This window comes from Mesorhizobium koreense, assembly GCF_031656215.1.
GTDB lineage: Bacteria > Pseudomonadota > Alphaproteobacteria > Rhizobiales > Rhizobiaceae > Mesorhizobium_L > Mesorhizobium_L koreense.
This window is the reverse complement of record NZ_CP134228.1, coordinates 3,142,437-3,165,903: the sequence shown is the minus strand read 5'-3', so window position 1 is coordinate 3,165,903 and position 23,467 is coordinate 3,142,437. Positions and strand designations below refer to the sequence as shown.

Genomic DNA, 23,467 nt, shown 5'->3' with positions numbered 1-23,467 from the left:
GCGCCGGCTACGGCTTCCTTTGCCGTGCCTTCCAATCTGCGCGGGACAGGCGGTAGACGGCATGGCGGCGGAGATGTGCATAGTCTTCGCCGATCGCCGGATGATCGAAATCCGAAGCCGGATCGGCCTTCATGCCGATACGCTCCATGACGGCGGTCGAGCGCCGGTTGGCGGCGACTGCGAAGGAGACGATTTCGTCCAGGCCGAGCGTTTCGAACCCGAAGGCAAGCCAGGCCTCGGCCGCCTCCGTCGCATAGCCCTTGCCCCAATATTCCGGTGCCAGCCGCCAACCGATCTCGATCGTCCCCTTGGGAAACATCGGCAGGTCGTGCGGCCGGCTTAGTCCTGCAAAGCCGGCGCATCCGCCGGTTTGAATTACTTCCATGGCAGCGAAGCCGAAGCCGTCACGCTCGATGGCTGCCTGCAATTCGTCCATTTTCGCATCCGCCTGCGCCCGGTCGCGGCGGAACGGGAAGAATTCCATGACGACAGGATCGGAATTGATGCGGTGGAAGAGATCACGGTCGCGTTCTTCCCAGCTACGCAGCAGGAGACGCGGGGTCCGTATCGGCTTCATCGGACGAATTCCGATTGCCTGTAGCCCTGGACGTAGAGGAGGGCGGTGAGGTCGCCATGGTCGATGCGGATGCGAGCTTCGGCCGCCACCGAAGGCTTGGCGTGCAGCGCAACGCCCGATCCCGCCAACCGGATCATGTCGAGGTCGTTGGCGCCGTCGCCGACCGCCATCGCATCGGCTGGCGTCAGCTTGAGCCGCGCGGCGATCTTCACGAGTGCATCCGCCTTCGCCTGCCGACCCAGGATCGGCTCGGCGACCTTGCCGGCCAGTTTTCCGCTCTCCTCAAGAAGACGGTTGGCGATGTTCTCGTCAAAGCCGAGCCTGGCGGCGACGGGGCCGGTGAAGGCGGTGAAGCCGCCGGAGACGAGCGCGGTATGGGTGCCATTGGTCTTCATTGTCGCAATCAGCTCGCGGCCACCGGCGGCAAGCGTTATGCGTCTTTCGAGCACTTGCGCGATGACTGCGACGGGCAGGCCTTTGAGGAGGAGCACGCGCTCCCGCAGTGCCGGCTCGAAGGCTATCTCTCCGTTCATGGCACGCCGGGTGATGGCGGCGATGTGGTCCTTCATGCCGATCTCGTCGGCCAGTTCGTCGATGCATTCCTGGTCGATCATGGTGGAGTCCATGTCGGCGATCAGAATCCTCTTGCGCCTCCCGCCGGCGGGTTGCACGACGATATCGACAGGCTCCGCGGCAAGCGCCTCGCGCAGCCGAAGCTCGGCCGTCTCGGCATCGGCACCCTCGGGCAGGGCAAACTCACAGGCCGTTCTCTCCGCCAGCCAGCCGATCGCACTTGCACTGACAGCCTCCATCGCCATAGTGCCGATCGCGGGCGTCAGCCGGCCCGGGCTGGAGATGAGCGTCGCGATGAGGGACATGGGATTATCACGTTGATCGGAAAGGCGATCCTGATAGCCGGGCCGACCGCCAGCGGCAAGTCCACGCTGGCGCTGGAAATGGCCAGGCAGCGCGGCGGTGTCGTCGTCAATGCGGATTCCATGCAGGTCTATTCGGTGCTGCGCATCCTGACGGCGCGCCCAGACGAGGCGCAAACGCACATGGCGCCGCATCTGCTCTACGGTCATGTTCATCCGCGCGAAAACTACTCGACCGGGCAATGGCTGCGCGATGTCCGGGAACTTGCCGAGACCGATGTGTTCCGCGACCGCATCCCTGTTTTCGTCGGCGGCACGGGACTCTATTTCCGCGCCTTGTTAGGCGGCCTCGCGCCGATGCCGGCCATCCCGCCAGACGTGTCGGAGCGATGGCGCCGGGCGCTTGCGGAGGAAGGCCCTCAAGAACTCCATCGCGTGCTGCAGAAGGAGGACGCCGAAGCGGCACGGAAACTGAAGCCGGCGGACGGCCAGCGTATCGTGCGTGCGCTGGAGGTGCTGGAGGCTTCCGGCCGATCGATATTGGCCTGGCAGGCTGAAGCGCCCGAAGCGCTGATCGATCAAGATGGTGCCGAGATGATCCTGCTCGACCCGGAGAGGAGGCTGCTGGTCGAGCGCATAGAGAAGCGTTTCGACGGCATGATCGAGGAAGGCGCGGCAGCGGAGGTGGAGGCATTGCTTGCGCTTCGTCTCGACCCGAAGCTGCCCGCCATGAAGGCCATCGGCGTGCGCGAAATCGCCGCAGCGCTCGATGGCCGGCTCCGGATGGAAGAAGCGATCGCGCGCACCAAGGCCGCGACAAGGCAATATGCGAAGCGGCAGGGAACGTGGTTCCGGCATCAGATGGGTCCGAAATGGGAGCGGCGAGCCGGCTGACCTTTTGTCACGCCGACACATCCCTTAGTCTGGAAGTTCCCCCTTGCACTCGCGGAATGGTTGTGGAAATTAACCTCACGTAAGGCGCTTGGCGGCATAATCGCAGGCTGCATCGGCGTGGGAAAGATATGCGCTTCCACAAATCGGAAACGGCGTTCTTCGTGTTCGTTGCCCTCGTGCTCTTCGCAGGGGGGATCATCCTGCACGCCTATAGCGTACTGCGCGCCAACCCTGATTCCTTCTATGCCGCTGAAAGTTTAGCGCGTGTCGCTTATCTGAGCAGGCTTCTGTTTGCGACCGGCGTGCTGCTTTCGACCGCGCTCTTCTTCGGCATGTTCTTCATCTATCCGCTGATCCGCATCCAAGTGCGCGAGGAGGGGAAGCTTCGTGCCATGACCGCTTCGCTCAGCGCGCGCTCTGAAACGCTGGAGCATGCGGCGCTGACGGACGGCCTGACGGGCACGCAGAACCGGCGCTATTTCGACGACGCGCTGCGCGAATATCTCGATGAGTTCCGCCGCATCGGCAAGCCGGTCGGCCTGATGATCCTCGACCTCGACCATTTCAAGCAGGTGAACGACAATCACGGACACGATGTCGGCGACGAGGTGCTGCGTGAAGTCGCCTCCTGCCTCAAGGACATGACACGCTATCACGACGTGGTGGCGCGGTTGGGCGGCGAGGAGTTCGCGGTGGTGGCGCCGAACATGAGCGAAGATCAGTTGATGAAGTTCGCCGAGCGTATCCGCAAGGCGGTCTCCAACCTGACCGTCGTGAGCGGCAATGTCCGGCTCAAGGTCACGTCAAGCGTCGGCATAGCCGTCTGGGACGGCCGTGAATCCGCCGAGGATTTCTATCGCCGCGCCGATAAGATGCTCTACGAAGCAAAACGCCTCGGCCGTAACCGGGTCTGCGCGTAGCCTGTGTTTGTGTTGGGACCGTCCTTCGAGGCTCGCTCCGCTCGCACCTCAGGATGAGGGAGGTTTGCGCCCGTCATCCCGAGTTCTGAAGCATTTCATCCATCGTATTGAAGTCCGGCAACCTGTCAGAAACTGGCTCTGAGGGGTTCGCCCCTCCCTCTCTCATCCTGAGGTGCGAGCGAAGCGAGCCTCGAAGGACGCTGGAAAGATCAGGCCAGCTACGAACGGTTAGGGCGCCGCCAGAGCGTATCGGTGGCGCGGCGGCCGTAATTGAAATCCGAAGGCTCCTCCGGAACCTGGAAGGCGGGTTTCCTGTAGCTCGGGTCGCCGGCCTGCGCCTGCTGCGGCACGAGTTCGCCCTCCACCGGCGTCGGCTGCCGCTCTGCCGTCACGTTGCGCAGCTTGCTGACGATGGCCGCGAGATCCACGTCATCGTCGGCCAGCCCGTCTTCTGCCACCATCTCTTCCTTATATGTCCCAGGTATCCGCGCCGCATCGAGGCGCTCGAACTTCATGCGCATCGTCGTGGCGACGCCTTCGCCGAAGGCGATGGCCTCGCGCTGCCCCATGGAGGAGAGGAAGGAGAGCGCCGATTGCGAGGAATCGGCAATCGCCGACCGGATGATCTCCTGGTCGCGCTCGTTGGCAAGCCGCATGGCGAACACGGTCGAGCATTGCGAAAGGATCGTGGTGTCGAGTTCGCCCGGCCGTTGCGTTACGATGCCGAGATAGCAGCCATATTTGCGGCCTTCCTTGGCGATGCGCGAGAGCGCGTGGCGTGTCGGCGCGAAGCCAAGCTTGGGGTCGGACGGCATATAGCGGTGCGCTTCCTCGCACAGAACGAGCAGCTTCAGCTTGCCGGCGCTCCACAAGGTCAGGTCGAAGGCAAGGCGCGCGAGCACCGAGCAGACGGCGTTGACGACCTCGGACGGCATGCCTGCCATCTCGAAGCAGGTCACCGGACGGCCTTCCAGCGGCACGCGGAAGATGCGGCCTATCGTGGTGTGGATCGTGTCCTCGATGAGATGCGAGTTGAACATGAAGCGGTAGCGCGGATCGTTGATCGCCGCTTCCAGACGCGTGCGCAGCGCCCGGTAGAAAGGGCGCTCGAGCTTGCTGTCCAGAAGGCCCATGCGCTCGTCGATCAGCCTCAGCAGGTCCGTGATGCGGTAAGGTACGGGCGTGTCGGCCGTAATGGAGGAATCGCCTCCGCGGCGGACCGAGACATGCGCACCGCCGTTACGGTAATTCAGCTTCGCTATGGGAACGATGTCGCGCAGTAGATCCACCTCTTCCGGGACCGGTTCGCGCCCGCGATAGAGCACCTCCACCAGTTCCTCGAGACGGAAGAGCCAGAAGGGAAGGTCGAGGCTCGACGTGTCGATCCGGATGGCCTTGTCGCCGAAGCATTGGGCGAATTCGTTGTGCGGGTCCATGATCAGGATACGCAGGTCGGGCCGGGTCTCCATCGTCTTGTGCAACAGAAGCGAGACCGCCGTCGATTTGCCGACACCCGTCGTGCCGACAACGGCGAAATGCCGATCGAGCGTGGAATTGATCGAGATGCGCGCCTGAATGGTCTCGTCCTGCGACAGGTTGCCGATGGTGACCGAATCGCTGCCGGAGACGTCATAGACGGCATGCAGGTCCTTGGCCCGGATGCGATGGGCCATGGCGCCGATATGCGGATAGATCGTCACGCCACGATCGAATTTCGACGTGCCGGCCGCGGGATCGTCGCGCACTTCGCCGATCAGTTCGACATTGACCTCGATGCGGTTCTGGCCGTCATCCTCCCAGGTGCGGTCCGACTTGTCGATGGAATAGACCAGACCGACGGTACGCACTTCGCCGAGATTGATGGAAATGAGCTTGCCCACCGTCCAGAGCGCAGTGATGGTACCGTCCTCGGCGTCGGCGTAGGCCGCGAGCATGGCGCGGGAACCGTCGCACTGGATGACACGGCCGAGGATGCGCTTGTCGTTCTGCGAGCGGTCGCGCCGTTCCTGGCTGGTGGCCTCTCCCTCGATGCTTTTCTCATCCACGAACATGCGCCCCTTGCCCTCTTGTCGCGGTTTGGACGACAGACCCTAACCGATCCGGGTTAAAGCGATGTGCGGTTAGATGGTTGAACGGCGGTTAAGAGGTGGCGCGGGTTTTTATCTTTTCATTGCCCGATTGTCTTCTATAATGGACGTATGTCCATTTTAATTGATAACGCAGGGCAAGTATTGGCCCACCGGGTGAAGAAGGAGCGGGAGGCGCGAGGCTGGTCGCTGGCGGATCTCGCGGAGCGTTCCGGTATCTCCAAGGCAATGCTGAGCAACATCGAGCGGGTAGCGGCGAGCCCGACAGCCGGAACGCTGGCGCGTATCGCTTCGGCCTTCGGTCTGACGCTTTCCGGCCTCGTGGCGCGCGCCGAGCAGGATGGCGGGCAGGTGCTCCGCGTCGCCCAGCAGCCGGTCTGGCGCGATCCGGAGACGGGCTATGTCCGCCGCCATGTTTCGCCGCAGTCCGATATGCCGACCGATCTGGTACATGTCACCTTGCCGGCAGGCGCGTCGGTTTCATTTCCGGCTTCGTCCTACACTTTCGTTCACCATTATATCTGGCTGCTCGGAGGAAGGCTCGATTTCATCGAGGGTGAAACGAGGCATGAATTGCAGCCTGGCGATTGCTTGAAACTCGGCGCGCCGGTGGATTGTACGTATCATGCGCCGGGACCGGACGATGCCGTTTATCTCGTCGTTGTGATGCGCCAATGAGAAAGGCTCGCATCGGCGACAATGGCGGGCCGCCTCTCGACGACTACAAGGGACCACCCTGGGGCGACGGCGATGCCTTCGTCTTCCTCGCGTGGCGCGCCGCGCGCAAGGAGGCCTTCACACGCGGCGGGCCCGCGATCATGCTTCTCAGGCAGGAGAGGGCGGAGAAGCTGGGCCTTACCTGCGAGGAATACACCCTTGAGATACTGGAACGAGGCCGGCACCTTCAGGTCGAAGACGTCGAGCGCATTGCCGAGATCCGCCACAAGCGCCGGCGCAAGAAAGGTCGTTGACATTGCCGGGCATGGCCCCTTAAGGTTCGCGCCCATGAAAACGACCCTCATTCTCGTACGATCGCGCATGGGCAAGGCGGTGTAACCGCCGGGCGACAGCCACTCATGCGCAGACACAGGCTCCTCCGGGGGCCTTTTTTATTGCCCGCAACAGGACTAAACGCAGAAAAGCCCGTGAAGAAGTCACGGAAGATACGGGACCGATCCGATGAACAAAGAACATACCGAAACCGGCCGGCGCGAGATGACGGGGGCCGAAATGGTGGTGCAGGCGCTGCGCGACAACGGCGTCAAGCACCTTTTCGGTTACCCGGGCGGCGCGGTCCTGCCGATCTATGACGAGCTTTTCCAGCAGGACGACGTCCACCATATCCTCGTCCGTCATGAGCAGGGGGCGGGTCATGCGGCGGAAGGCTATGCACGCTCCACCGGCAAGGCAGGTGTCATGCTGGTTACTTCCGGCCCCGGAGCGACGAATGCCGTGACCGCGCTGCAGGACGCGCTGATGGATTCCATCCCGCTGGTCTGCATCACCGGTCAGGTGCCGACCGCGCTTATCGGATCGGACGCCTTCCAGGAATGCGATACGGTCGGTATCACGCGGCCCTGCACCAAGCACAACTGGCTGGTGAAGGACGTGAACGACCTTGCCGGTGTCCTTCACGAGGCCTTCGTCGTCGCGACTACGGGACGGCCTGGTCCGGTCGTCGTCGACGTGCCGAAGGACGTGCAGTTCGCGACCGGCATCTATACGCCGCCGCAGACCGCGCCGCGCGTCTCCTACCACCCGCAGGTCGACGGCGACATGGAAGCGATCAAAGCCGCGGTCGAACTGATGGCCGAGGCGAAGCGGCCGGTCATCTATTCGGGCGGCGGCGTCGTCAATTCCGGCGCGGAGGCTAGCCAGCTCCTGCGTGAACTGGTCGATCTCACCGGCTTTCCCATCACCTCGACGCTGATGGGGCTCGGCGCCTATCCCGCAAGCGGCAAGAACTGGCTCGGCATGCTCGGCATGCACGGCGCCTACGAGGCCAATATGGCCATGCACGATTGCGACGTGATGCTGTGCATCGGCGCGCGCTTTGATGACCGCATCACTGGCCGCATCGATGCTTTCTCGCCCCATTCACGCAAGATCCACATCGATATAGACCCGTCCTCGATCAACAAGAACGTCCATGTGGACGTGCCGATCATCGGCGACGTCGGCCGGGTGCTGGAGGACATGGTGCGGCTCTGGCGCGCGACCGCCCGGGCCGACAAGAAGGCGCTCTATCCCTGGTGGGAGCAGATCGCCCGCTGGCGCGCGCGGGATTCCTTTGCCTACGCGGCCAACAAGGATGTCATCATGCCGCAATTCGCCATAGAGCGGCTCTACGAGGCGACGAAGGGGAGGGACACCTTCATCACCACCGAAGTCGGCCAGCATCAGATGTGGGCGGCACAATTCTATGGCTTCGAGAAACCGAACCGCTGGATGACGTCCGGCGGCCTCGGCACGATGGGCTATGGTCTGCCGGCGGCGTTGGGCGTCCAGATCGCCCATCCGGATTCACTGGTCATCGACATTGCCGGCGACGCCTCGGTGCAGATGACGATCCAGGAGATGTCGAGCGCCGTGCAGCACAACGCTCCGATCAAGATCTTCATCCTCAACAACCAGTATATGGGCATGGTGCGCCAGTGGCAGCAATTGCTGCATGGAAACCGGTTGTCGCATTCCTACACCGAGGCGATGCCGGATTTCGTCAAACTGGCGGAAGCCTATGGATGCCATGGCATTCGCTGCGACAAGCCGGACGAACTGGACGACGCCATCGCCGAGATGATCTCGGTGAAAAAGCCGGTGCTGTTCGACTGCCGCGTCGCGGCGCTCGCCAATTGCTTCCCGATGATCCCGTCCGGCAAGGCGCATAACGAGATGCTCCTCCCCGACGAGGCGACCGACGAGGCGGTAGCCAACGCCATCGACGCAAAGGGCAGGGAACTGGTGTGAGTTGTGGTAAGACGCGGTAAGACGTATATTGTCTTACAGTGGCTTACTTCGGAGACGGTCAATGAACGTGCGGGCCAGGATTTCGAGCAAAGGACAATTGGTGCTGCCGAAGGCGGTTCGAGAAGCATATGGACTTGGGCCGGGATCGGAAGTGGACATTGAGAGCGCGGGCGATTCGATTGTCTTAAAGCCACTTCACAAGAAGGCGCGTCGCACATACACGATCGACGAGGTCGCGGGATTTCTTAAATACGACGGTCCGCCGGTGACGGTCGAGGATATGGAACGAGGCATATTGGAAGAAGCCAAGCGAAAGTGGAATGCCGAGCGCCGTTGATACCAATGTTTTGATCCGCTTCCTCGTCGATGATGGCAGCGAGCATGTTGCGGCGACGCGTCGTGTGTTCTCGGAAGGCCATGTATTTGTGCCGCTGAGTGTGATGCTCGAAACCGAATGGGTGCTAAGGAGCAATTTTGGTTTCAAGCGATCTCAAATCTGCGATGCGTTCGACCGGCTTCTGGGATTCACTTCGATCCGTATACAGGAAGTATCTGTCATCGAAATGGCGATAGCTTCTTGCCGAAAGGGGATGGATTTCGCGGATGCGCTTCACTTGCACTCCACCGCAGATTGCAATCCGTTCTACACGTTCGACAAGAATCTGATCCGCAAGGCGAAGCGAACGGCCCCCGTTTCAGTGGTTCGCCGGCCATAACATCCATGAAATTACTCGCCAAATTCGGGAGACATCCATGAACGCCCACCTTCAACCAACCGGCTCCGCCTATTTCATCACCAAGGACACGGCAAAGCCCGAGACGCATACGCTCTCCGTGCTGGTCGATAACGAGCCGGGCGTCCTTGCCCGTGTCATCGGCCTGTTCTCCGGCCGCGGCTACAACATCGACAGCCTGACCGTCTCGGAGACGGAGCACGAGAAGCATCTTTCGCGCATCACCATCGTGACGCGCGGCACACCGCATGTGCTGGAGCAGATCAAAAACCAGTTGGAGCGCATCGTGCCGGTTCACCGGGTGGTCGATCTCACCGTGGTGGCGCACGAACGGGGGCAGGAGCGGCCGCTTGTGCGTGAGCTTGCCATGGTCAAGGTCGCTGGCACGGGCGACAACCGAGTCGAGGCGCTGCGTCTGGCGGATGCCTTCCGCGCGCAGGTCATCGACGCCAACACCGAACACTTCATCTTCGAGATCACCGGCCGAGTCTCCAAAATCGAACAGTTCATCGCCATCATGAAGCCGCTCGGTGTCGTAGAGGTCTGCCGCACCGGCGCGGCCGCGATGAACCGCGGGCCGGAAAAAATGTAGTTGTATGCATGGCGGGTCGCCTGCCGAAGCTGTGGCCCGGATCGGTTTAACCAGTTCAAGGCGCTGCTTTGGCTCGACCTCGCCTTCAAGGCGGTTGCTGTCGAATGACAGAAGTTGAGATCAGCCCTATAACTGATTGAAACATAATAACAAAGTTTTGATCCTGCCGGCTACGCTTCGGGTGTAGAATGGACCCGAAGAAATTCCGCTCGGCTGTCAGGCGGATGGCGTGCCTTCGCGCGACAAATAGCGGTCGTCCTTAGCGCAGCATTAAATTGCTGTAATGGATGCATTTTTCACTTTTCGGACGGAAAATTCGTCTATCTATGGGCAAGGCGCGCTGCGGAAGGGATGCATCGTGCGTGTCTCGCCTGGATAATTTGTCGGTCGTCCTCGTAGCTCGGGGGCGCTTGAAGGTCTTGGACATGCGCCGCGTCGTTATCGTAAGTGCCCTTATCATTGTGTGCGCCGCAGCCGGCTTCTGGTATTTCGCGCCACGGGAAATGGTGCCGCTTAGAGCCGCGATGAGCTCCAGGTTATCGGCCGTGACGGCGGCCGTAGGCATCGGATCGGAAGCGGATGCCAAGCCTGCCTCACGCGGGCCGCAGGGGGTCGCCGTGCTGACGGCCGTCGCCACGACCGCGGATTTCCCCATCCGGCGCTATGCGATCGGCTTCGTTTCGTCGCCGGCGGTCGTCGATGTCAGCGCCCGAATTTCCAGTCAGGTCGTCGACGTCCATGTGAAGGACGGCCAGATGGTGAAAGCCGGCGATCTCCTGTTCACGTTGGACGACCGGGCGCTCAAGGCCGAACTTGCCAAGGACCAGGCGACGCTCGCCAAGGACCAGGCGCTGCAGGCGAGCGCAGAAGCGGACCTCAAGCGCGCCAGCGACCTCATGGCGCGCCAGACCGGCACGAAACAGGCCTTTGATCAGGCGGATGCGGCAGCGAAGGCGGCGGCAGCCACCGTGGCGGCGGATCAGGCCACGATCGACGCCGACAAGGTCCAGCTCGGCTTTGCCACCATCAAGGCACCGATCACGGGCCGACTCGGCGCCATCAAGATAACCAAGGGCAATCTCGTCAGTACCGGCAGCAACAACAGCAATTCCTCGCCGCTGGTGACGATCACGCAGATGGATCCGCTCGAGGTGACCTTCAACCTTCCCGAGACGGACCTGCCGCTCCTGCGTAAGGCGCTCTTATCGGACAAGCCGGCACAAGTCCGTCTCTATCGCGACGACGACAAGACGCCGTTGGGGGTCGGGGCGCTCGAATTCGTGGATTCGACGGTCGATCAAGCTTCAGGCACGGTCCAGGTGAAGGCGAGCATGCCCAACAAGGACCTGACGCTCTGGCCCGGCCAGTTCGTGGATGTAGCGCTCGACGCCGGTGTGATGCCGAAAATGGTCTCCATCCCGACGGTTGCGGTGCAGCCCGGCCAGAACGGCTCATTCGTCTATGTCGTTGGATCTGGCAACAAAGTCGAGACACGCCCTGTCGAGATCGCACTCACCCGCGGTGAGAACAGCGCCGTGGCCAAGGGAGTCAAAAGCGGTGAAAGGGTTGTGACGGACGGCCAGACGCGACTCAAGCAGGGCACGCTGGTTCGGGACGAAGGAAACAAGGGCACCGCCGGCGCGCCACGGAAAGTGGCGGACGATCTTTCGGGGGACGGTAGCGACCGATGATCTCCGAATTCTGCATTCGAAGGCCAGTTGCCACCCTTCTGATGTCGTTCGCCCTTATCCTGGGCGGCCTCTTCGCTTACAAATTCTTGCCTGTCGCGGCGCTGCCGCAGGCCGAATTTCCCGTTATCAACGTCTCGGCTTCGCTTCCCGGAGCGTCGCCGCAGACCATGGCGACGTCGGTTGCTACACCGCTCATCAAGCAGTTCGCGACCATTGCCGGCATCGACTCGATATCGACGACCAATGCCCTCGGCTCGACGTCCATTGTCATCCAGTTCGATCTCGACCGCGACATCGATGCGGCGGCGGCGGACGTGCAATCGGCGATCGCGCGCACACTGAGGCGCCTGCCGCCGGAGATGGTCGATCCGCCGAGCTACCGGAAGGTCAACCCGGCGGACGCATCCATCCTGATCCTCTCGCTGGTCAGCGACACCATCCCGCTGACCGACCTCGACGCCTTCGCCGAGAATGTCATCTCGCCGTCGCTCTCCACCATCGACGGCGTGGCGCAAGTGCTGATCTTCGGCCAGCAGAAATACGCTGTCCGCGTCCAGATAGATCCGACGGCACTTGCCGCGCGCGGCATCTCCATCGACCAGCTCCAGCAGGCCATAGCCTCGGCCAACAGCAACACGCCGCTCGGTACGCTCTCCAATGACCGGCAGCAATTGACGATCACCGCCAATACGCAGCTTGACGATGCGGCCGCCTTCTCCAACCTCATCATCGCAACCAGGAACGGTCGCCCGGTGCGGCTGGGCGAGGTGACGCGCGTCATCGATTCGGTGGAAACGACCACGACCGGAAGCTGGTATGACGGAACGCGAGCGGTGCTTCTCGCCATCCAGCGCCAGCCGGACGCAAACACCGTCGATGTCGTCGATCGCGTCAAGGCGCAACTGCCATCCTTCCAGGACCAGATGCCGGCCGCCGCCAGCATCAAGCTCCTCAACGACCGCTCGACGTCCATCCGCCATGCGGTGGACGATGTCCAGATCACGCTGTTGATCACTATCATCCTGGTGGTGCTGGTGATCTTCCTCTTCCTGCGCCGGATAACCGCGACGGTCATCCCGGCTGTCGCCGTGCCGATCTCGCTGATCGCAACCCTCGGCGCCATGTATCTGTTCCATTTCTCGATCGACAATATCTCGCTGATGGGCCTGACGCTCGCGGTCGGCCTTGTCGTCGACGACGCCATCGTCATGCTGGAGAATATTTTCCGGCACATGGAAGAAGATGGCCTGTCCGCCTTCGAGGCTGCTCTCAAGGGCTCTCGCGAGATCGGCTTTACGATCATTTCCATCTCCATCTCGCTGGTCGCGGTCTTCATCCCCGTGCTTTTGATGGGCGGCGTGATCGGCCGTATCTTCAACGAATTCGCCGTTGTGGTGACCGTCTCGATCCTTGCCTCGATGTTCGTGTCGCTGACACTGACGCCGATGCTTTGCTCTCGGCTCCTGAAGCTGCCGAAACGAGAGGATAACGCGAAGGAGGAAGGCGGGCGCCACAGGCATAACCTCTTCCTGCGCGGCTATGACTGGCTGCTCACGCTATGCCTCAGGCACCATCTCGTCATTTTCGTGGTCTTCCTCGGTACAGTGGCCATGTCGGTCTGGCTGCTGCAGATATCGCCCAAGGGCTTCTTTCCCGAAGAGGATATCGGCCAGCTTTCCGTGACCACCGAGGCGCGCCAGGACATCTCCTACGACGCGATGGTGAAGCTCCAGAAGCAGGTGGCCGATGTATTCTCCCATTCGCCCTATGTCGCGCACGTAGCCTGGTCGGTCGGCGGCGGCTCCGGGCGCGCGCTCAATCAGGGCCGCATGTTCATCGAGTTGAAGGCGAAGGATCAGCGCCCCGATCTGGAGACGGTGCTGTCCAACCTCAGGCGGCAACTCGCCGACGTGCCGGGGATCAGCACATATATGCAGCCGGTGCAGAATCTGCGCCTCGGGTCGCGATCCTCCAAGAGCCAGTACCAGCTAGTCGTGCAGGCGCTGGACCAGGATGTGACCAACGAGTGGGCCGAGAAGCTGGCTGACGCGATGGGACAGGATCACGCGGCCTTCACCGACGTTACGACCGACCTCCAGAACAACGCGCTGCAGGCGACACTCATCGTCGATCGTGACAAGGCGGCGACGCTCGGCGTCGACACCGACACCTTGCGCTCCAGCCTCTATGGCGGCTTCGGCACGGAACAGGTCTCCACGATCTATGGTTCCGCCGACAGCTATGCCGTCATCATGGAGCTCGATCCGCGTATCAACTGGTCGCCCGAGCGCATGCTTGCCATCCAGGTGCGCACCGCGAGCGGCAGTCTGGTTCCGCTCGGCGCTTTTGCGCATGTCGAACGCACCGCCGGCCAGTTGACCGTGAACCAGCTCGGCCAACTCCCGGCCGTCACCATCTCCTACAATCTGCCGAGGGGCGTCGCGCTCGGCGAGAGCGTGCAGCATATCAACGCGCTTAAAGAGAAGATCGAGATGCCGAAAACAGTCTCGACCACTTTCTCGGGCACCGCGAAGACCTTCGAGGATTCGCTTGCCAACCAGGGCTTCCTGATCGCCGGAGCGGTCTTGACGATCTATATCGTGCTCGGCATCCTGTATGAGAGTTTCATCCATCCGCTGACCATCTTGACGGGCCTGCCGGCGGCGGTGCTCGGCGCTTTGATCGCGCTGAAGTTCGCCGGCATGGACCTCTCGGTCATCGCCGTGATCGGCATCCTGATGCTGATCGGCATCGTCAAGAAGAACGGCATCATGATGATCGACGTGGCGCTGGTGCTGCGACGCGAGGGCAGGCGCCCGCGTCAGGCGATCCACGACGCCTGCATGATGCGTTTCCGTCCGATCATGATGACGACGCTGGCCGCGCTCATGGGCACGATCCCGATCGCGCTCGGCACCGGCGCCAGCGCCGAATTGCGCCAGCCTCTCGGCGTGGCCGTCGTCGGTGGCCTCGTCGTGTCGCAGGCGCTGACGCTCTTCATCACGCCGGTCATCTATCTCTACATGGAATGGCTGTCCGAATGGCTGCTTTCCTTTGGCCGCAAGGGGAAGGGCGGCGATGGCACCGCAATCGAGGATCATGCGGAGCCCGGCGATGTCGAGCCGCAGGAGTTGAGGCCGGCTGCGGAATAGCCACGGCATATCGACGCTTGCCAATCGACTTCCAGCATGTTCTCTTTATGTTCTGTTTAGCCGAACAGCGACGGTGCAGGACCTTGCCTGAACGATCCGCCTTGACGCACGCTTGCCTTGCAGCCACGAATCCGGTCTGACGGAGTGATGGACTTTTCCCCGCAGCAGGACGAGGCGCTGAAGGCCGTGGCGCACTGGCTGAAAGCCGGAAGGCCGCAGATCTTCCGGCTCTTCGGCTATGCCGGCACCGGCAAGACGACGCTGGCGCGCTATTTCGCCGAGCATGTCGACGGGCAGGTGCAGTTCGCCGCCTTCACCGGCAAGGCGGCGCAGGTGCTTCGCTCTAAAGGCGCGGTCAACGCGCGCACCATCCATTCGCTGATCTATCGGCCGCGCGGCGAGGAAGCGGTCGAGGACGAGGTCACCGGCAAGACCTCCATGTCGCCGACCTTCTCGCTCAATCGGCAAAGCCCGATCGCGCGCGCCAAGCTCGTCATCATCGACGAATGCTCGATGGTCGACGAGACGCTCGGCCGCGACCTTCTTTCCTTCGGAACGCCGGTCCTGGTACTCGGCGACCCGGCGCAGCTTCCGCCGATCTCCGGCGGCGGCTTCTTCACCGAGCACGAGCCCGACATGCTCTTGACCGAAATCCACCGGCAGGCGCGTGACAATCCGATCATAAGGCTGGCGCTCGACGTGCGCGAGGGCCGCGAATTCCTGAAGGGCGACTACGGCACAGCGCAGGTGATCGGCAAGGAAGACGTCACGCAGGAACTGGTGCTCTCCGCCGACCAGGTGCTCGTCGGTATCAACCGCACCAGGCGGCGGTACAACCAGCGCCTACGTGAACTGAAGGGCTTCAATGCGGCCTATCCGCAAGCGGGCGACAAGCTGGTCTGCCTGCGCAACGACCCATCGAAGGGCCTTCTTAACGGCTCGCTGTGGAAGGTGATGACATCCTCGCGCGAGACGGTGAAGCCGGGCATCAACCTGCTCGTCTCGCCGGAGGAGGACGATCCCGACCGTGGCGTCGCCAAGATCAAGCTCCTGAAGGCGACCTTCGAGGACCAGGAGACCGAAATCCCCTGGCAGACTAAGAAGCGCTACGACGATTTCGACTATGGCTACGCGCTGACCGTACACAAGGCGCAGGGTTCGCAATGGAACGACGTCGTGCTTTTCGATGAGAGTTTTGCGTTCAAGGACACGCGCCAGCGCTGGCTCTATACGGCCATCACCCGCGCCGCCGAGCGGCTCACCATCGTTCGCTAAGGCTTGTCTCCCGAAAGCGGGAACCGGTTTCGGGAGACAAGATCAAGAACCTGAAGCGTATGGGCGAATCTGAAAGATCGCGGCACGCTTTAAGGCGGGCGTCAGCCTGCCACGCCAACGGCCGCTCTCGAGGTGCCGCGTTTCGCAGCAAATACGTAGAGCATCAGCAAGGCGCCGATCAGGATGACGAACGAGCCGGCGATTACTACCGCAGGACCGCCGCCGGCGTCGACGCGGATCTTGCCCGCAACCAGTATCACGGCGCCGATCTGATAAATCCAAAGCTGATATGGCGCCATCCGCGATTCGGCCATCGAGGGGTAGAAGCGGTACATGATGCCGAAAATGGCCGAAACGACAAAACCGACCAGCGCCATATGCGCGTGCGATTCGGCAAAATTGAACTTTTCGTTTGCGCCCAACCAGATGCCGAAGACCATTCCGGCTATCAGCCACAGCAAGGATAACAGAAAATACGTCTCGTCGATTTTGCGCACGAAATCCCCCCCTTTGGTTGCACGAGGATAGAATCCCTCACCGCAAATGCTACTCCTCAATGCGGGTGCGGACCAGCCGGCCCCAGCATCAATCTTTTTGCATTTGAAGCTAAGCAATCAGGCCTTCTGCACTACCTCCGATGCGCCGATCCATGCCCAGGCCGCGGTCTCCTCCGCCGGGTCGAAATGTTTCATCTCGACCCGGAAGAAAGGTTTGAAAGCGGCGATCACAGCGCCCATCCAGCCCGGTCCGCCGACGACCGCGTAGCGCCTGATGTGCTTCAGCGCGTGCGTCTTCCCGAGAAGTCGGAAATCCTTCATCGCCGCGTCCCAATCTATGCCTTCGTAGTCCTTGATCCGCACCAGCATGTCGATCTTGTCATGGAGCGAATAGGCCCCTTCGAGAAGGCCGTAGATGTTCTCGACGTCGGATGCCGCGATATGGCCGACGACGTCGAAGGCGAAGACATCTTCCCGGTCCGTGTCGAGCCGGCGGATGGAGGCAGGAGGTTTCCGTATGCCCATGGCTTTCCCTCTTTTTTCGAACGTGGCCCTACTGGAACAATCGAAAGGGCCTGTCCGTTCCACCAAAACGCAGTATACGGTCCGTATCATCCTGATTTCGGACAAAAAAGCGTATGCCTGCCAAGCTATCCGTCAATATGAATGCCGTCGCGCTGCTCAGGAACCGGCGCGACTTGCCATGGCCAAGCGTTACCGGCCTGGGACGTATCGCGCTGGAGGCCGGCGCGCACGGCCTCACCGTACATCCGCGCCCGGACGAGCGCCACGTGCGCCGCAGCGACGTACCCGAAATCCGGGCGCTCATCGATGACGAATTTCCCCGTGCCGAGTTCAATATCGAGGGCTACCCGACGGGTGACTTCCTGGCCCTTGTCGAAACCATCGAGCCCGAGCAGGTAACGTTGGTGCCCGACGACCCGGAGCAACCGACTTCCGACCATGGCTGGGATTTTGTCGCCAACCGCGACATGCTGAAGGCTATCGTAGCGCGACTGAAGCGCACTGGTGCTCGCATTTCGCTCTTTTCCGATCCGGATGCAACCGAAGAGCAGATCGCCGCGGCGAAAGCCACCGGCGCCGACCGGATCGAGCTCTATACAGGCCCTTATGGCGGTTGTTACGACACTGTCAAAAAGGCAGGGAATGAGTTGGAAAGGCTCGTGAAAACGGCAGGGCTTGCGCGCGCCGCCGGGCTTGAAATCAATGCCGGGCACGATCTCACCGTCGCCAACCTGCCAGCGCTTGCCGAACGCATTCCGTTCCTGGCCGAGGTTTCTATTGGCCATGGCCTGACGGCGGACGCACTGGAATACGGCATGGCGGAAACGGTACGGCGTTTCCTCAAGGCTTGCGGGTGGTGAAACGACCCCGGTCGGCTTGAAAAGCTTGAACGGAATGCCACGGCTTCCCAGATTAACGCGGCATCCCTGCCGCCATGGCTGTGACGCCCGCCGCCGGTCGCTTTTGGCGAAATTGTGACTTTGCGGTTGATATTGCACTGCAACATAGAATAAAGAGGCCCCGCGCCAACCGGGGCCGATTGCATTTCATGGATTCATCTCAAAACGGCAGCATGCTGCCGGAAGCGGTCGATGAAGGCCAAAAACCGGAAGGGGGAGATACCCAGTCCGCGCTCGTCCTCGGTGCGCTCGGCGTCGTCTATGGCGATATCGGCACGAGCCCGCTCTATTCCTTCCGTGAGGCCCTGCGGGTAGCCGGCTCCGACGGCACGGTTCTGCGCGAGGACGTGCTCGGCGTGCTCTCGCTGATCGTGTGGGCGCTGACCCTCGTCGTGACGGTCAAATACGTCACCTTCGTGCTACGCGCCGACAACAGGGGCGAGGGCGGCACGCTGTCGCTGATGTCGCTTGCCCGCAACAGTTTCGCCCGGCGCCCCACGTTGATCCTGGGCATCGGTGTGGTCGGTGCGTCGCTGTTCATGGGCGATTCGGTCATCACACCCGCCATTTCGGTCCTGTCGGCGGTCGAGGGCCTGGAAACGGTGACGCCGGCCTTCCAGCCTTATGTCGTTCCGATCACGATCTTCATTCTGCTCCTGCTTTTCATGGTGCAGCGCTTCGGCACCGGCGCGGTCGGCAAGGTGTTCGGGCCGATCATGTTCGTATGGTTCCTGACGATCGGCCTTTCGGGCCTGCGCCATATCGCCGACGACCTCGGTGTGCTCTGGGCGATCAACCCCTGGCACGCGGTCGCATTCCTGGTCTCCAATCCGGGCCTGTCCTTCGCGACCGTTGGCGCCGTCTTCCTGGCGGTCACGGGCGCGGAAGCGCTCTATGTCGATCTCGGCCATTTCGGCCGCCGGCCGATCGTCACCGCGTGGCTGGCGATCGTCTTTCCGTGCCTGCTCCTGAATTATTTCGGGCAGGGCGCCTTCGTCCTGTCGCGCACCTCCATGCCGGAGAATGTGTTTTTCGACATGCAGCCGGACTGGGCGCTCCTGCCGGTGGTCGTGCTCGCCACGATGGCCACGGTCATCGCCAGCCAGTCGGTCATCGCCGGAGCCTATTCGCTGGTGCGCCAGGCCGTGCAGATGAACATCCTGCCGCGCTTCGGCATCCTGCACACGTCCGAGACGCAGTCCGGCCAGATCTATATTCCGCGCGTCACCTGGATCCTGGCCGTCGGCGTCATCCTGCTCGTGCTCGGCTTCGAGCGCTCCGGCAACCTGGCCTCGGCCTACGGCATCTCGGTCACCGGCGAGATGGTGGTGACCGACATCCTTCTCTTCATCGTCATGCGGCGTATCTGGAACTGGCAGGTCGCCGCCGCGGTGTCCCTCATCCTGGCCTTCCTGGTGGTGGATACCGTCTTCCTCGGCGCCAACATCATCAAGGTGGCGGAAGGCGGCTGGGTATCGCTGTGCATCGCGGCGGCCATGTGCCTCATCATGTGGACCTGGATACGCGGCAGCCGCTACCTCTTCGAAAAGACGCGCAAGTCGGAAGTGCCGCTCGGCGTCATCGTCAAGGAGATGGTGCGCAAGCCGCCGGTCGTGGTTCCCGGCACCGCCGTCTTCCTCACCGGCGATCCGGAATCGGCCCCGACCGCGCTGATGCACAGCCTGAAGCACTACAAGGTCCTCCACGAAAGCAACGTCATCCTGACCATCGCCACGGCGCCGACGCCTCTGGTGCCGGAAGACGAACGGGTCGAGATGGAAAAGATCAACGATCTTTTCATGCGCGTGAAGATCACCTTCGGCTATATGGAGCAGCCGAACCTGCCGAGGGCGCTCGCGCAATGCCGCAAGCAGGGCTGGAAGTTCGACATCATGACGACCTCCTTCTTCCTGTCGCGGCGCTCGCTGAAGGCGTCCCGGCACGCCGGCATGCCAGTCTGGCAGGACAAGCTCTTCATCGCACTGGCGCGCAACGCCGCCGACGCGACGGAATATTTCCAGATCCCCACCGGCCGCGTCGTCGAGATAGGCACGCAAGTCGTCATCTGAGCGGGGCTCGATCGGAGTCCCGGCGGCGAAGCATGCGCAAGGGTGATCACCGCGTAGCCATCGCGATGAAGGTTGTCCTGTCACAATCAGGTGGTTATATGGATTTCATAATGGCGCCCCGAACGGGGGCGGAAGGCGGCCAAGAAATGCTTAATGCGCCAGACACTATGATCGCCGGAATGTCAGGCGGGTGCGCTAAGTATTGAAGGAAGCCTGCTGGAATGCTTTTTCGCCGCCGCAAGCCGGATAGCCTTTATGACAGGGTGCGTACCCTTGTCTGGCCGCGGCGTTCGTTCTCCCGTTCCTGGCAGTACATCTCGAAGCGCGTATTGCGGCTGACCGCTTCTCCGCATTCGATCGCGGCCGGTGTGGCGGCCGGCGTTTTCGCTTCCACGACGCCGTTCCTCGGCTTCCACATCATCATGGCGACGATCATCTGCTACCTGATCCGCGGCAATATCATCGCCGCCGCGATCGGTACCACCTTCGCCAATCCGCTGACGCTGCCCGTGCTCTGGGCCGCTACGCTCGAGCTCGGGCGGTTCATGCTCCATGGAACCTTCAAATACGAGGGCCCGCCGCTCCATCTTGGACATCTGCTCAGCCATGGAAGCTTCGCCAGCATCTGGGATCCCTGGCTGAAACCGATGGCGATCGGCAGCATTCCGATCGGGTTCGTGCTGGCGCTCGGCTTCTATTTCGTGACGCGGATGGCTACCAACGCCTTCCGCAGGCAGCGGCGCAAGCGGCTGGCCGAGCGCGCCCGGCGGCGTGCCGCTTCGGCGGCCGGGCTGGACGTGCATATGGCCGCCTCCTGATGATCATCGGTCTCGGCAGCGACCTCATCGACATCCGCCGGATAGAGCGGACGCTCGAACGTCACGGCGAGCGCTTCACCGCCCGTATCTTCACCGAAATCGAGCGGGCGAAATCGGACCGCAGACGCGAGCGCGCCGCCTCCTATGCCAAACGTTTCGCGGCCAAGGAAGCCTGCGCCAAGGCGCTCGGCACGGGGCTCGCCCGCGGCGTCTTCTGGCGCGACATGGGCGTGGTCAATCTGCCCGGGGGCAAGCCTACCATGCGGCTTGAGAACGGAGCGGCCGCGCGCCTTGCCGAACTGACGCCGGTCGGTCATCGCGCCGTCGTCCACCTCACCATCACCGACGATTACCCGCTTGCGCAGGCTTTCGTCGTCATCGAGGCGCTATCCGTCGAACAAGGGCCATAGTTCGCCGCTTCATCGGCCACCACCGTTGCCCCCGCGGCGGCGAGGGACTAAGACGAGCCATTCGAGACTGAGGACGACATGAGCGTGACCGATAAATCGCAGAAGAAATCCGGTGGCCTTGGCGAAACCGTCAGCGTCATCATCCAGGCGCTCGTCCTTGCTCTCGTCATCCGAACGCTACTGTTCCAGCCCTTCTCGATCCCCTCCGGCTCCATGCGTCCAACGCTGCTCGAAGGCGACTATCTCTTCGTCACCAAATGGGCCTACGGCTATTCGCGCTATTCGCTGCCGTTCTCGCCCGACCTCTTTTCCGGCCGCATCTGGGGAGCCGCGCCGAAGCGCGGCGATGTCGTGGTGTTCAAGTTCCCGCCCGATCCGTCGCTCGATTACATCAAGCGGGTCATCGGCCTGCCCGGCGACCGCATCCAGATGAAACATGACGAGCTCTACATCAACGGGGTCGTCGTACCGCGCAAGAAAATCGGCCAGATCAACAACCCCGACATCACCGAGGTCGACCGGCCCGTCGATGTCTATCGGGAAACCCTGCCGAACGGCGTCTCCTACGACACGCTGGACCTGACGCCGAACGGACTCGGCGACGACACGCGCGAATTCGTCGTGCCGCCGGGGCATTATTTCATGATGGGCGACAACCGCGACAATTCCAGCGACAGCCGCTTCTCGGTGGGCTACGTGCCGGCGGAAAACCTCGTTGGCCGCGCCAATATCATCTTTTTCTCCATCGCCGGCGAAGCAAGCCCGCTCGAGATCTGGAAATGGCCGTCCGAACTTCGTGCCTCGCGCCTTTTCACCATGATCCGCTAGTGCCTATTATGGCAGGATGGATCGGACGCACTTGAACGGGAAGGAACTGGCACGAACGCTCGAAGAGCGCATCGGCTACGCGTTCCGTGACGAAAGCCGCCTCAAGCGCGCTCTGACCCATGCCAGCGCACGCGGCGGCAAGGGCGCCGACTACCAGCGGCTCGAATTCCTCGGCGACCGCGTGCTCGGCCTCGTCATCGCCGAAATGCTTTTCCTGGAATATGAAGGCGCCGACGAGGGCGAGCTGTCGCTTCGTCTCAACGCGCTGGTGAACGCCGAGACCTTGGCCGACATCGCCGAGGAGATCGGCCTGATCGACCTCGTGCGCGCCGGCAGCGATATCAAGACCTTGTCCGGCCGCAAGCGCATCAATCTCCGCGCCGACGTGATGGAGGCGCTGATCGCCGCGCTCTATCTCGACGGTGGCTTCGAGGTGGCGCGTGATTTCGTCCTCAAGTACTGGCAGCCGCGTTCCCGGCTGGCCGGGGCCGCGCGGCGCGATCCGAAGACCGAGTTGCAGGAATGGGCGCATCAGGTGTCGGGGACCGCGCCTTCCTATGCCATCGAAAAGCGCGAAGGGCCGGATCACGATCCGGTCTTCACGGTCAGCGTCCATGTGAACGGCTATACGCCGGCCGAGGGCAGCGGCCGGTCCAAGCGCGAGGCCGAGCAGGCGGCGGCGACCGCGATCCTCACCCGCGAAAAGGTCTGGCACATCGCCGGAACGACTGAATGACCGAAGAGACCGTATCCCGGGAGGCGACCCGCTCCGGCTTCGTGGCGCTGATCGGCGCGCCCAATGCTGGCAAGTCGACGCTGCTCAACCAACTGGTGGGCGCCAAGGTCTCGATCGTCACCCACAAGGTGCAAACGACACGCGCCATCGTCCGTGGCGTCGCCACGCATGGTTCGGCGCAGATCGTCTTCGTCGATACGCCCGGCATCTTCAGTCCGCGCCGGCGTCTCGACCGCGCCATGGTGACGACCGCATGGGGAGGCGCGAAAGATGCCGATCTGGTGCTGGTACTCCTCGATGCCGAGCGCGGTATCCGGGGCGATGCCGAGGCCATGCTGGCGGCGCTTTCCGATGTCCGCCAGCCGAAAGTGCTTATCCTCAACAAGATCGACCGCGTGAAGCACGAGAAGCTTCTGACGCTCGCGGCCGACGCCAACGCCAAGGCCGGTTTCGAGCGAACCTTCATGATCTCGGCGCTCAAAGGTTCGGGTTGCGACGACCTTCTGGATTTCGTCGCGGAGCGGCTGCCGGAAGGACCATGGTACTACCCGGAGGACCAGATCTCCGATCTCCCCATGCGCCAGCTTGCCGCCGAGATCACGCGCGAGAAGCTTTATCTGAGGCTGCACCAGGAACTGCCCTATTCCTCCCATGTGGAAACGGAAAAATGGGAGGAGAAGAAGGACGGCTCGGTGCGCATCGAGCAGGTGATCTATGTCGAGCGCGACAGCCAGAAGAAGATCGTGCTCGGCCACAAGGGCGAGACCATCAAGGCGATCGGGCAGGCCGCGCGTAAGGAGATCGCCGAAATCCTGGAACAGAAGGTGCATCTCTTCCTGTTCGTGAAAGTGCGGGAAAACTGGGGCGACGACCCCGAGCGCTATCGCGAGATGGGGCTTGAGTTTCCGGGCTGAAAGGCCA

The 23,467-nt window shown here is 62.2% G+C and carries 23 protein-coding genes; 18 read left to right on the top strand and 5 right to left on the bottom strand.

The genetic code is table 11. The annotated features are described in order from the left end of the window. Positions 1-7: 7 nt before the first annotated feature. Both RBH77_RS15080 and serB read right to left on the bottom strand, forming a co-directional pair. Complete coding sequence (locus RBH77_RS15080; protein WP_311028409.1) at positions 8-577, bottom strand: GNAT family N-acetyltransferase; 570 nt, start codon at positions 575-577, stop codon at positions 8-10. Beyond that, positions 574-1,455, bottom strand: a complete 882-nt coding sequence (serB, locus tag RBH77_RS15075) for a phosphoserine phosphatase SerB (RefSeq protein WP_311028408.1) — start codon at positions 1,453-1,455, stop codon at positions 574-576. Before serB ends, RBH77_RS15080 begins: the two co-directional genes overlap by 4 nt. 12 nt (positions 1,456-1,467) lie before the next feature. Here serB and miaA point away from each other — a divergent pair, with 12 nt between their 5' ends. Both miaA and RBH77_RS15065 read left to right on the top strand, forming a co-directional pair. Next, on the top strand, positions 1,468-2,346 hold the full coding sequence (miaA, locus tag RBH77_RS15070; RefSeq protein ID WP_311028407.1) for a tRNA (adenosine(37)-N6)-dimethylallyltransferase MiaA: 879 nt from the start codon (positions 1,468-1,470) through the stop codon (positions 2,344-2,346). 128 nt (positions 2,347-2,474) lie between these two features. Continuing rightward, the gene (locus RBH77_RS15065; protein ID WP_311028406.1) at positions 2,475-3,266 is read left to right on the top strand and encodes a GGDEF domain-containing protein; all 792 of its coding nucleotides are present in this window, start codon (positions 2,475-2,477) and stop codon (positions 3,264-3,266) included. A 218-nt stretch (positions 3,267-3,484) separates the two neighbouring features. On the opposite strand, the gene RBH77_RS15060 is transcribed toward RBH77_RS15065, so the two are convergent. After that, on the bottom strand, positions 3,485-5,317 hold the full coding sequence (locus RBH77_RS15060; protein WP_311028405.1) for an ATP-binding protein: 1,833 nt from the start codon (positions 5,315-5,317) through the stop codon (positions 3,485-3,487). A gap of 147 nt (positions 5,318-5,464) precedes the next feature. Here RBH77_RS15060 and RBH77_RS15055 point away from each other — a divergent pair, with 147 nt between their 5' ends. The 9 genes from RBH77_RS15055 (at position 5,465) to RBH77_RS15015 (ending at position 15,764) form a co-directional block, all read left to right on the top strand. Beyond that, complete coding sequence (locus tag RBH77_RS15055; protein WP_311028404.1) at positions 5,465-6,031, top strand: helix-turn-helix domain-containing protein; 567 nt, start codon at positions 5,465-5,467, stop codon at positions 6,029-6,031. After that, positions 6,028-6,324, top strand: coding sequence for a hypothetical protein (locus RBH77_RS15050; RefSeq protein WP_311028403.1), 297 nt, complete (start codon positions 6,028-6,030; stop codon positions 6,322-6,324). The genes RBH77_RS15055 and RBH77_RS15050 overlap by 4 nt, the downstream gene beginning before the upstream one ends. Positions 6,325-6,568: 244 nt before the next feature. Then, a complete protein-coding gene (locus tag RBH77_RS15045) occupies positions 6,569-8,320 on the top strand; it encodes an acetolactate synthase 3 large subunit (protein ID WP_311032563.1) in 1,752 nt (583 codons plus the stop codon). 61 nt (positions 8,321-8,381) lie between these two features. Continuing rightward, positions 8,382-8,657: an AbrB/MazE/SpoVT family DNA-binding domain-containing protein gene (locus RBH77_RS15040; protein ID WP_311028402.1), complete on the top strand. Its 276-nt coding sequence runs from the start codon at positions 8,382-8,384 to the stop codon at positions 8,655-8,657. After that, positions 8,641-9,036, top strand: coding sequence for a type II toxin-antitoxin system VapC family toxin (locus tag RBH77_RS15035; protein WP_311028401.1), 396 nt, complete (start codon positions 8,641-8,643; stop codon positions 9,034-9,036). The genes RBH77_RS15040 and RBH77_RS15035 overlap by 17 nt, the downstream gene beginning before the upstream one ends. A 37-nt stretch (positions 9,037-9,073) precedes the next feature. Beyond that, positions 9,074-9,646, top strand: coding sequence for an acetolactate synthase small subunit (gene ilvN / locus RBH77_RS15030; RefSeq protein ID WP_311028400.1), 573 nt, complete (start codon positions 9,074-9,076; stop codon positions 9,644-9,646). Between the two features lie 425 nt (positions 9,647-10,071). Next, complete coding sequence (locus RBH77_RS15025; RefSeq protein ID WP_311028399.1) at positions 10,072-11,337, top strand: efflux RND transporter periplasmic adaptor subunit; 1,266 nt, start codon at positions 10,072-10,074, stop codon at positions 11,335-11,337. Beyond that, positions 11,334-14,489, top strand: a complete 3,156-nt coding sequence (locus RBH77_RS15020; RefSeq protein ID WP_311028398.1) for an efflux RND transporter permease subunit — start codon at positions 11,334-11,336, stop codon at positions 14,487-14,489. Before RBH77_RS15025 ends, RBH77_RS15020 begins: the two co-directional genes overlap by 4 nt. A gap of 147 nt (positions 14,490-14,636) precedes the next feature. Continuing rightward, the gene (locus RBH77_RS15015; RefSeq protein WP_311028397.1) at positions 14,637-15,764 is read left to right on the top strand and encodes an ATP-dependent DNA helicase; all 1,128 of its coding nucleotides are present in this window, start codon (positions 14,637-14,639) and stop codon (positions 15,762-15,764) included. Positions 15,765-15,865: 101 nt separating this feature from the next. Here the strand turns inward: RBH77_RS15015 and RBH77_RS15010 are convergent, their stop codons facing one another. Both RBH77_RS15010 and RBH77_RS15005 read right to left on the bottom strand, forming a co-directional pair. Then, positions 15,866-16,261, bottom strand: a complete 396-nt coding sequence (locus RBH77_RS15010) for a hypothetical protein (RefSeq protein WP_311028396.1) — start codon at positions 16,259-16,261, stop codon at positions 15,866-15,868. 117 nt (positions 16,262-16,378) lie between these two features. Next, entirely contained in the window at positions 16,379-16,786 is a 408-nt protein-coding gene (locus RBH77_RS15005) for a SpoIIAA family protein (RefSeq protein ID WP_311028395.1), read from the bottom strand. Between the two features lie 113 nt (positions 16,787-16,899). Here RBH77_RS15005 and RBH77_RS15000 point away from each other — a divergent pair, with 113 nt between their 5' ends. The 7 genes from RBH77_RS15000 to era all read left to right on the top strand — a co-directional run bounded on the left by RBH77_RS15000 (position 16,900) and on the right by era (position 23,460). Then, positions 16,900-17,646 (top strand): pyridoxine 5'-phosphate synthase, encoded by a 747-nt coding sequence (locus tag RBH77_RS15000; protein WP_311028394.1) that lies wholly within the window; start codon positions 16,900-16,902, stop codon positions 17,644-17,646. 212 nt (positions 17,647-17,858) lie between these two features. Beyond that, positions 17,859-19,754, top strand: coding sequence for a potassium transporter Kup (locus RBH77_RS14995; RefSeq protein ID WP_311032562.1), 1,896 nt, complete (start codon positions 17,859-17,861; stop codon positions 19,752-19,754). Positions 19,755-19,975: 221 nt separating this feature from the next. Beyond that, positions 19,976-20,572, top strand: coding sequence for a DUF2062 domain-containing protein (locus tag RBH77_RS14990; protein ID WP_311028393.1), 597 nt, complete (start codon positions 19,976-19,978; stop codon positions 20,570-20,572). Continuing rightward, a complete protein-coding gene (gene acpS, locus RBH77_RS14985; RefSeq protein WP_311028392.1) occupies positions 20,572-20,982 on the top strand; it encodes a holo-ACP synthase in 411 nt (136 codons plus the stop codon). Before RBH77_RS14990 ends, acpS begins: the two co-directional genes overlap by 1 nt. A 78-nt stretch (positions 20,983-21,060) precedes the next feature. Further along, positions 21,061-21,810, top strand: a complete 750-nt coding sequence (lepB, locus tag RBH77_RS14980; protein WP_311028391.1) for a signal peptidase I — start codon at positions 21,061-21,063, stop codon at positions 21,808-21,810. A 16-nt stretch (positions 21,811-21,826) separates the two neighbouring features. Beyond that, positions 21,827-22,546, top strand: a complete 720-nt coding sequence (rnc, locus tag RBH77_RS14975) for a ribonuclease III (RefSeq protein WP_371832784.1) — start codon at positions 21,827-21,829, stop codon at positions 22,544-22,546. Beyond that, the gene (gene era, locus RBH77_RS14970) at positions 22,543-23,460 is read left to right on the top strand and encodes a GTPase Era (protein WP_311028389.1); all 918 of its coding nucleotides are present in this window, start codon (positions 22,543-22,545) and stop codon (positions 23,458-23,460) included. Before rnc ends, era begins: the two co-directional genes overlap by 4 nt. Positions 23,461-23,467 lie beyond the last annotated feature (7 nt).

Coding starts and splice junctions, on each gene's coding strand:
- RBH77_RS15080 (WP_311028409.1), bottom strand. CDS start 577: ATGAAGCCGATACGGACCCCGCGTCTCCTGCTGCGTAGCTGGGAAGAA.
- serB (WP_311028408.1), bottom strand. CDS start 1,455: ATGTCCCTCATCGCGACGCTCATCTCCAGCCCGGGCCGGCTGACGCCC.
- RBH77_RS15065 (WP_311028406.1), top strand. CDS start 2,475: ATGCGCTTCCACAAATCGGAAACGGCGTTCTTCGTGTTCGTTGCCCTC.
- RBH77_RS15060 (WP_311028405.1), bottom strand. CDS start 5,317: ATGTTCGTGGATGAGAAAAGCATCGAGGGAGAGGCCACCAGCCAGGAA.
- RBH77_RS15055 (WP_311028404.1), top strand. CDS start 5,465: ATGTCCATTTTAATTGATAACGCAGGGCAAGTATTGGCCCACCGGGTG.
- RBH77_RS15050 (WP_311028403.1), top strand. CDS start 6,028: ATGAGAAAGGCTCGCATCGGCGACAATGGCGGGCCGCCTCTCGACGAC.
- RBH77_RS15045 (WP_311032563.1), top strand. CDS start 6,569: ATGACGGGGGCCGAAATGGTGGTGCAGGCGCTGCGCGACAACGGCGTC.
- RBH77_RS15040 (WP_311028402.1), top strand. CDS start 8,382: ATGAACGTGCGGGCCAGGATTTCGAGCAAAGGACAATTGGTGCTGCCG.
- RBH77_RS15035 (WP_311028401.1), top strand. CDS start 8,641: ATGCCGAGCGCCGTTGATACCAATGTTTTGATCCGCTTCCTCGTCGAT.
- ilvN (WP_311028400.1), top strand. CDS start 9,074: ATGAACGCCCACCTTCAACCAACCGGCTCCGCCTATTTCATCACCAAG.
- RBH77_RS15025 (WP_311028399.1), top strand. CDS start 10,072: ATGCGCCGCGTCGTTATCGTAAGTGCCCTTATCATTGTGTGCGCCGCA.
- RBH77_RS15020 (WP_311028398.1), top strand. CDS start 11,334: ATGATCTCCGAATTCTGCATTCGAAGGCCAGTTGCCACCCTTCTGATG.
- RBH77_RS15015 (WP_311028397.1), top strand. CDS start 14,637: ATGGACTTTTCCCCGCAGCAGGACGAGGCGCTGAAGGCCGTGGCGCAC.
- RBH77_RS15005 (WP_311028395.1), bottom strand. CDS start 16,786: ATGGGCATACGGAAACCTCCTGCCTCCATCCGCCGGCTCGACACGGAC.
- RBH77_RS15000 (WP_311028394.1), top strand. CDS start 16,900: ATGCCTGCCAAGCTATCCGTCAATATGAATGCCGTCGCGCTGCTCAGG.
- RBH77_RS14995 (WP_311032562.1), top strand. CDS start 17,859: ATGCTGCCGGAAGCGGTCGATGAAGGCCAAAAACCGGAAGGGGGAGAT.
- RBH77_RS14990 (WP_311028393.1), top strand. CDS start 19,976: ATGCTTTTTCGCCGCCGCAAGCCGGATAGCCTTTATGACAGGGTGCGT.
- acpS (WP_311028392.1), top strand. CDS start 20,572: ATGATCATCGGTCTCGGCAGCGACCTCATCGACATCCGCCGGATAGAG.
- lepB (WP_311028391.1), top strand. CDS start 21,061: ATGAGCGTGACCGATAAATCGCAGAAGAAATCCGGTGGCCTTGGCGAA.
- rnc (WP_371832784.1), top strand. CDS start 21,827: ATGGATCGGACGCACTTGAACGGGAAGGAACTGGCACGAACGCTCGAA.
- era (WP_311028389.1), top strand. CDS start 22,543: ATGACCGAAGAGACCGTATCCCGGGAGGCGACCCGCTCCGGCTTCGTG.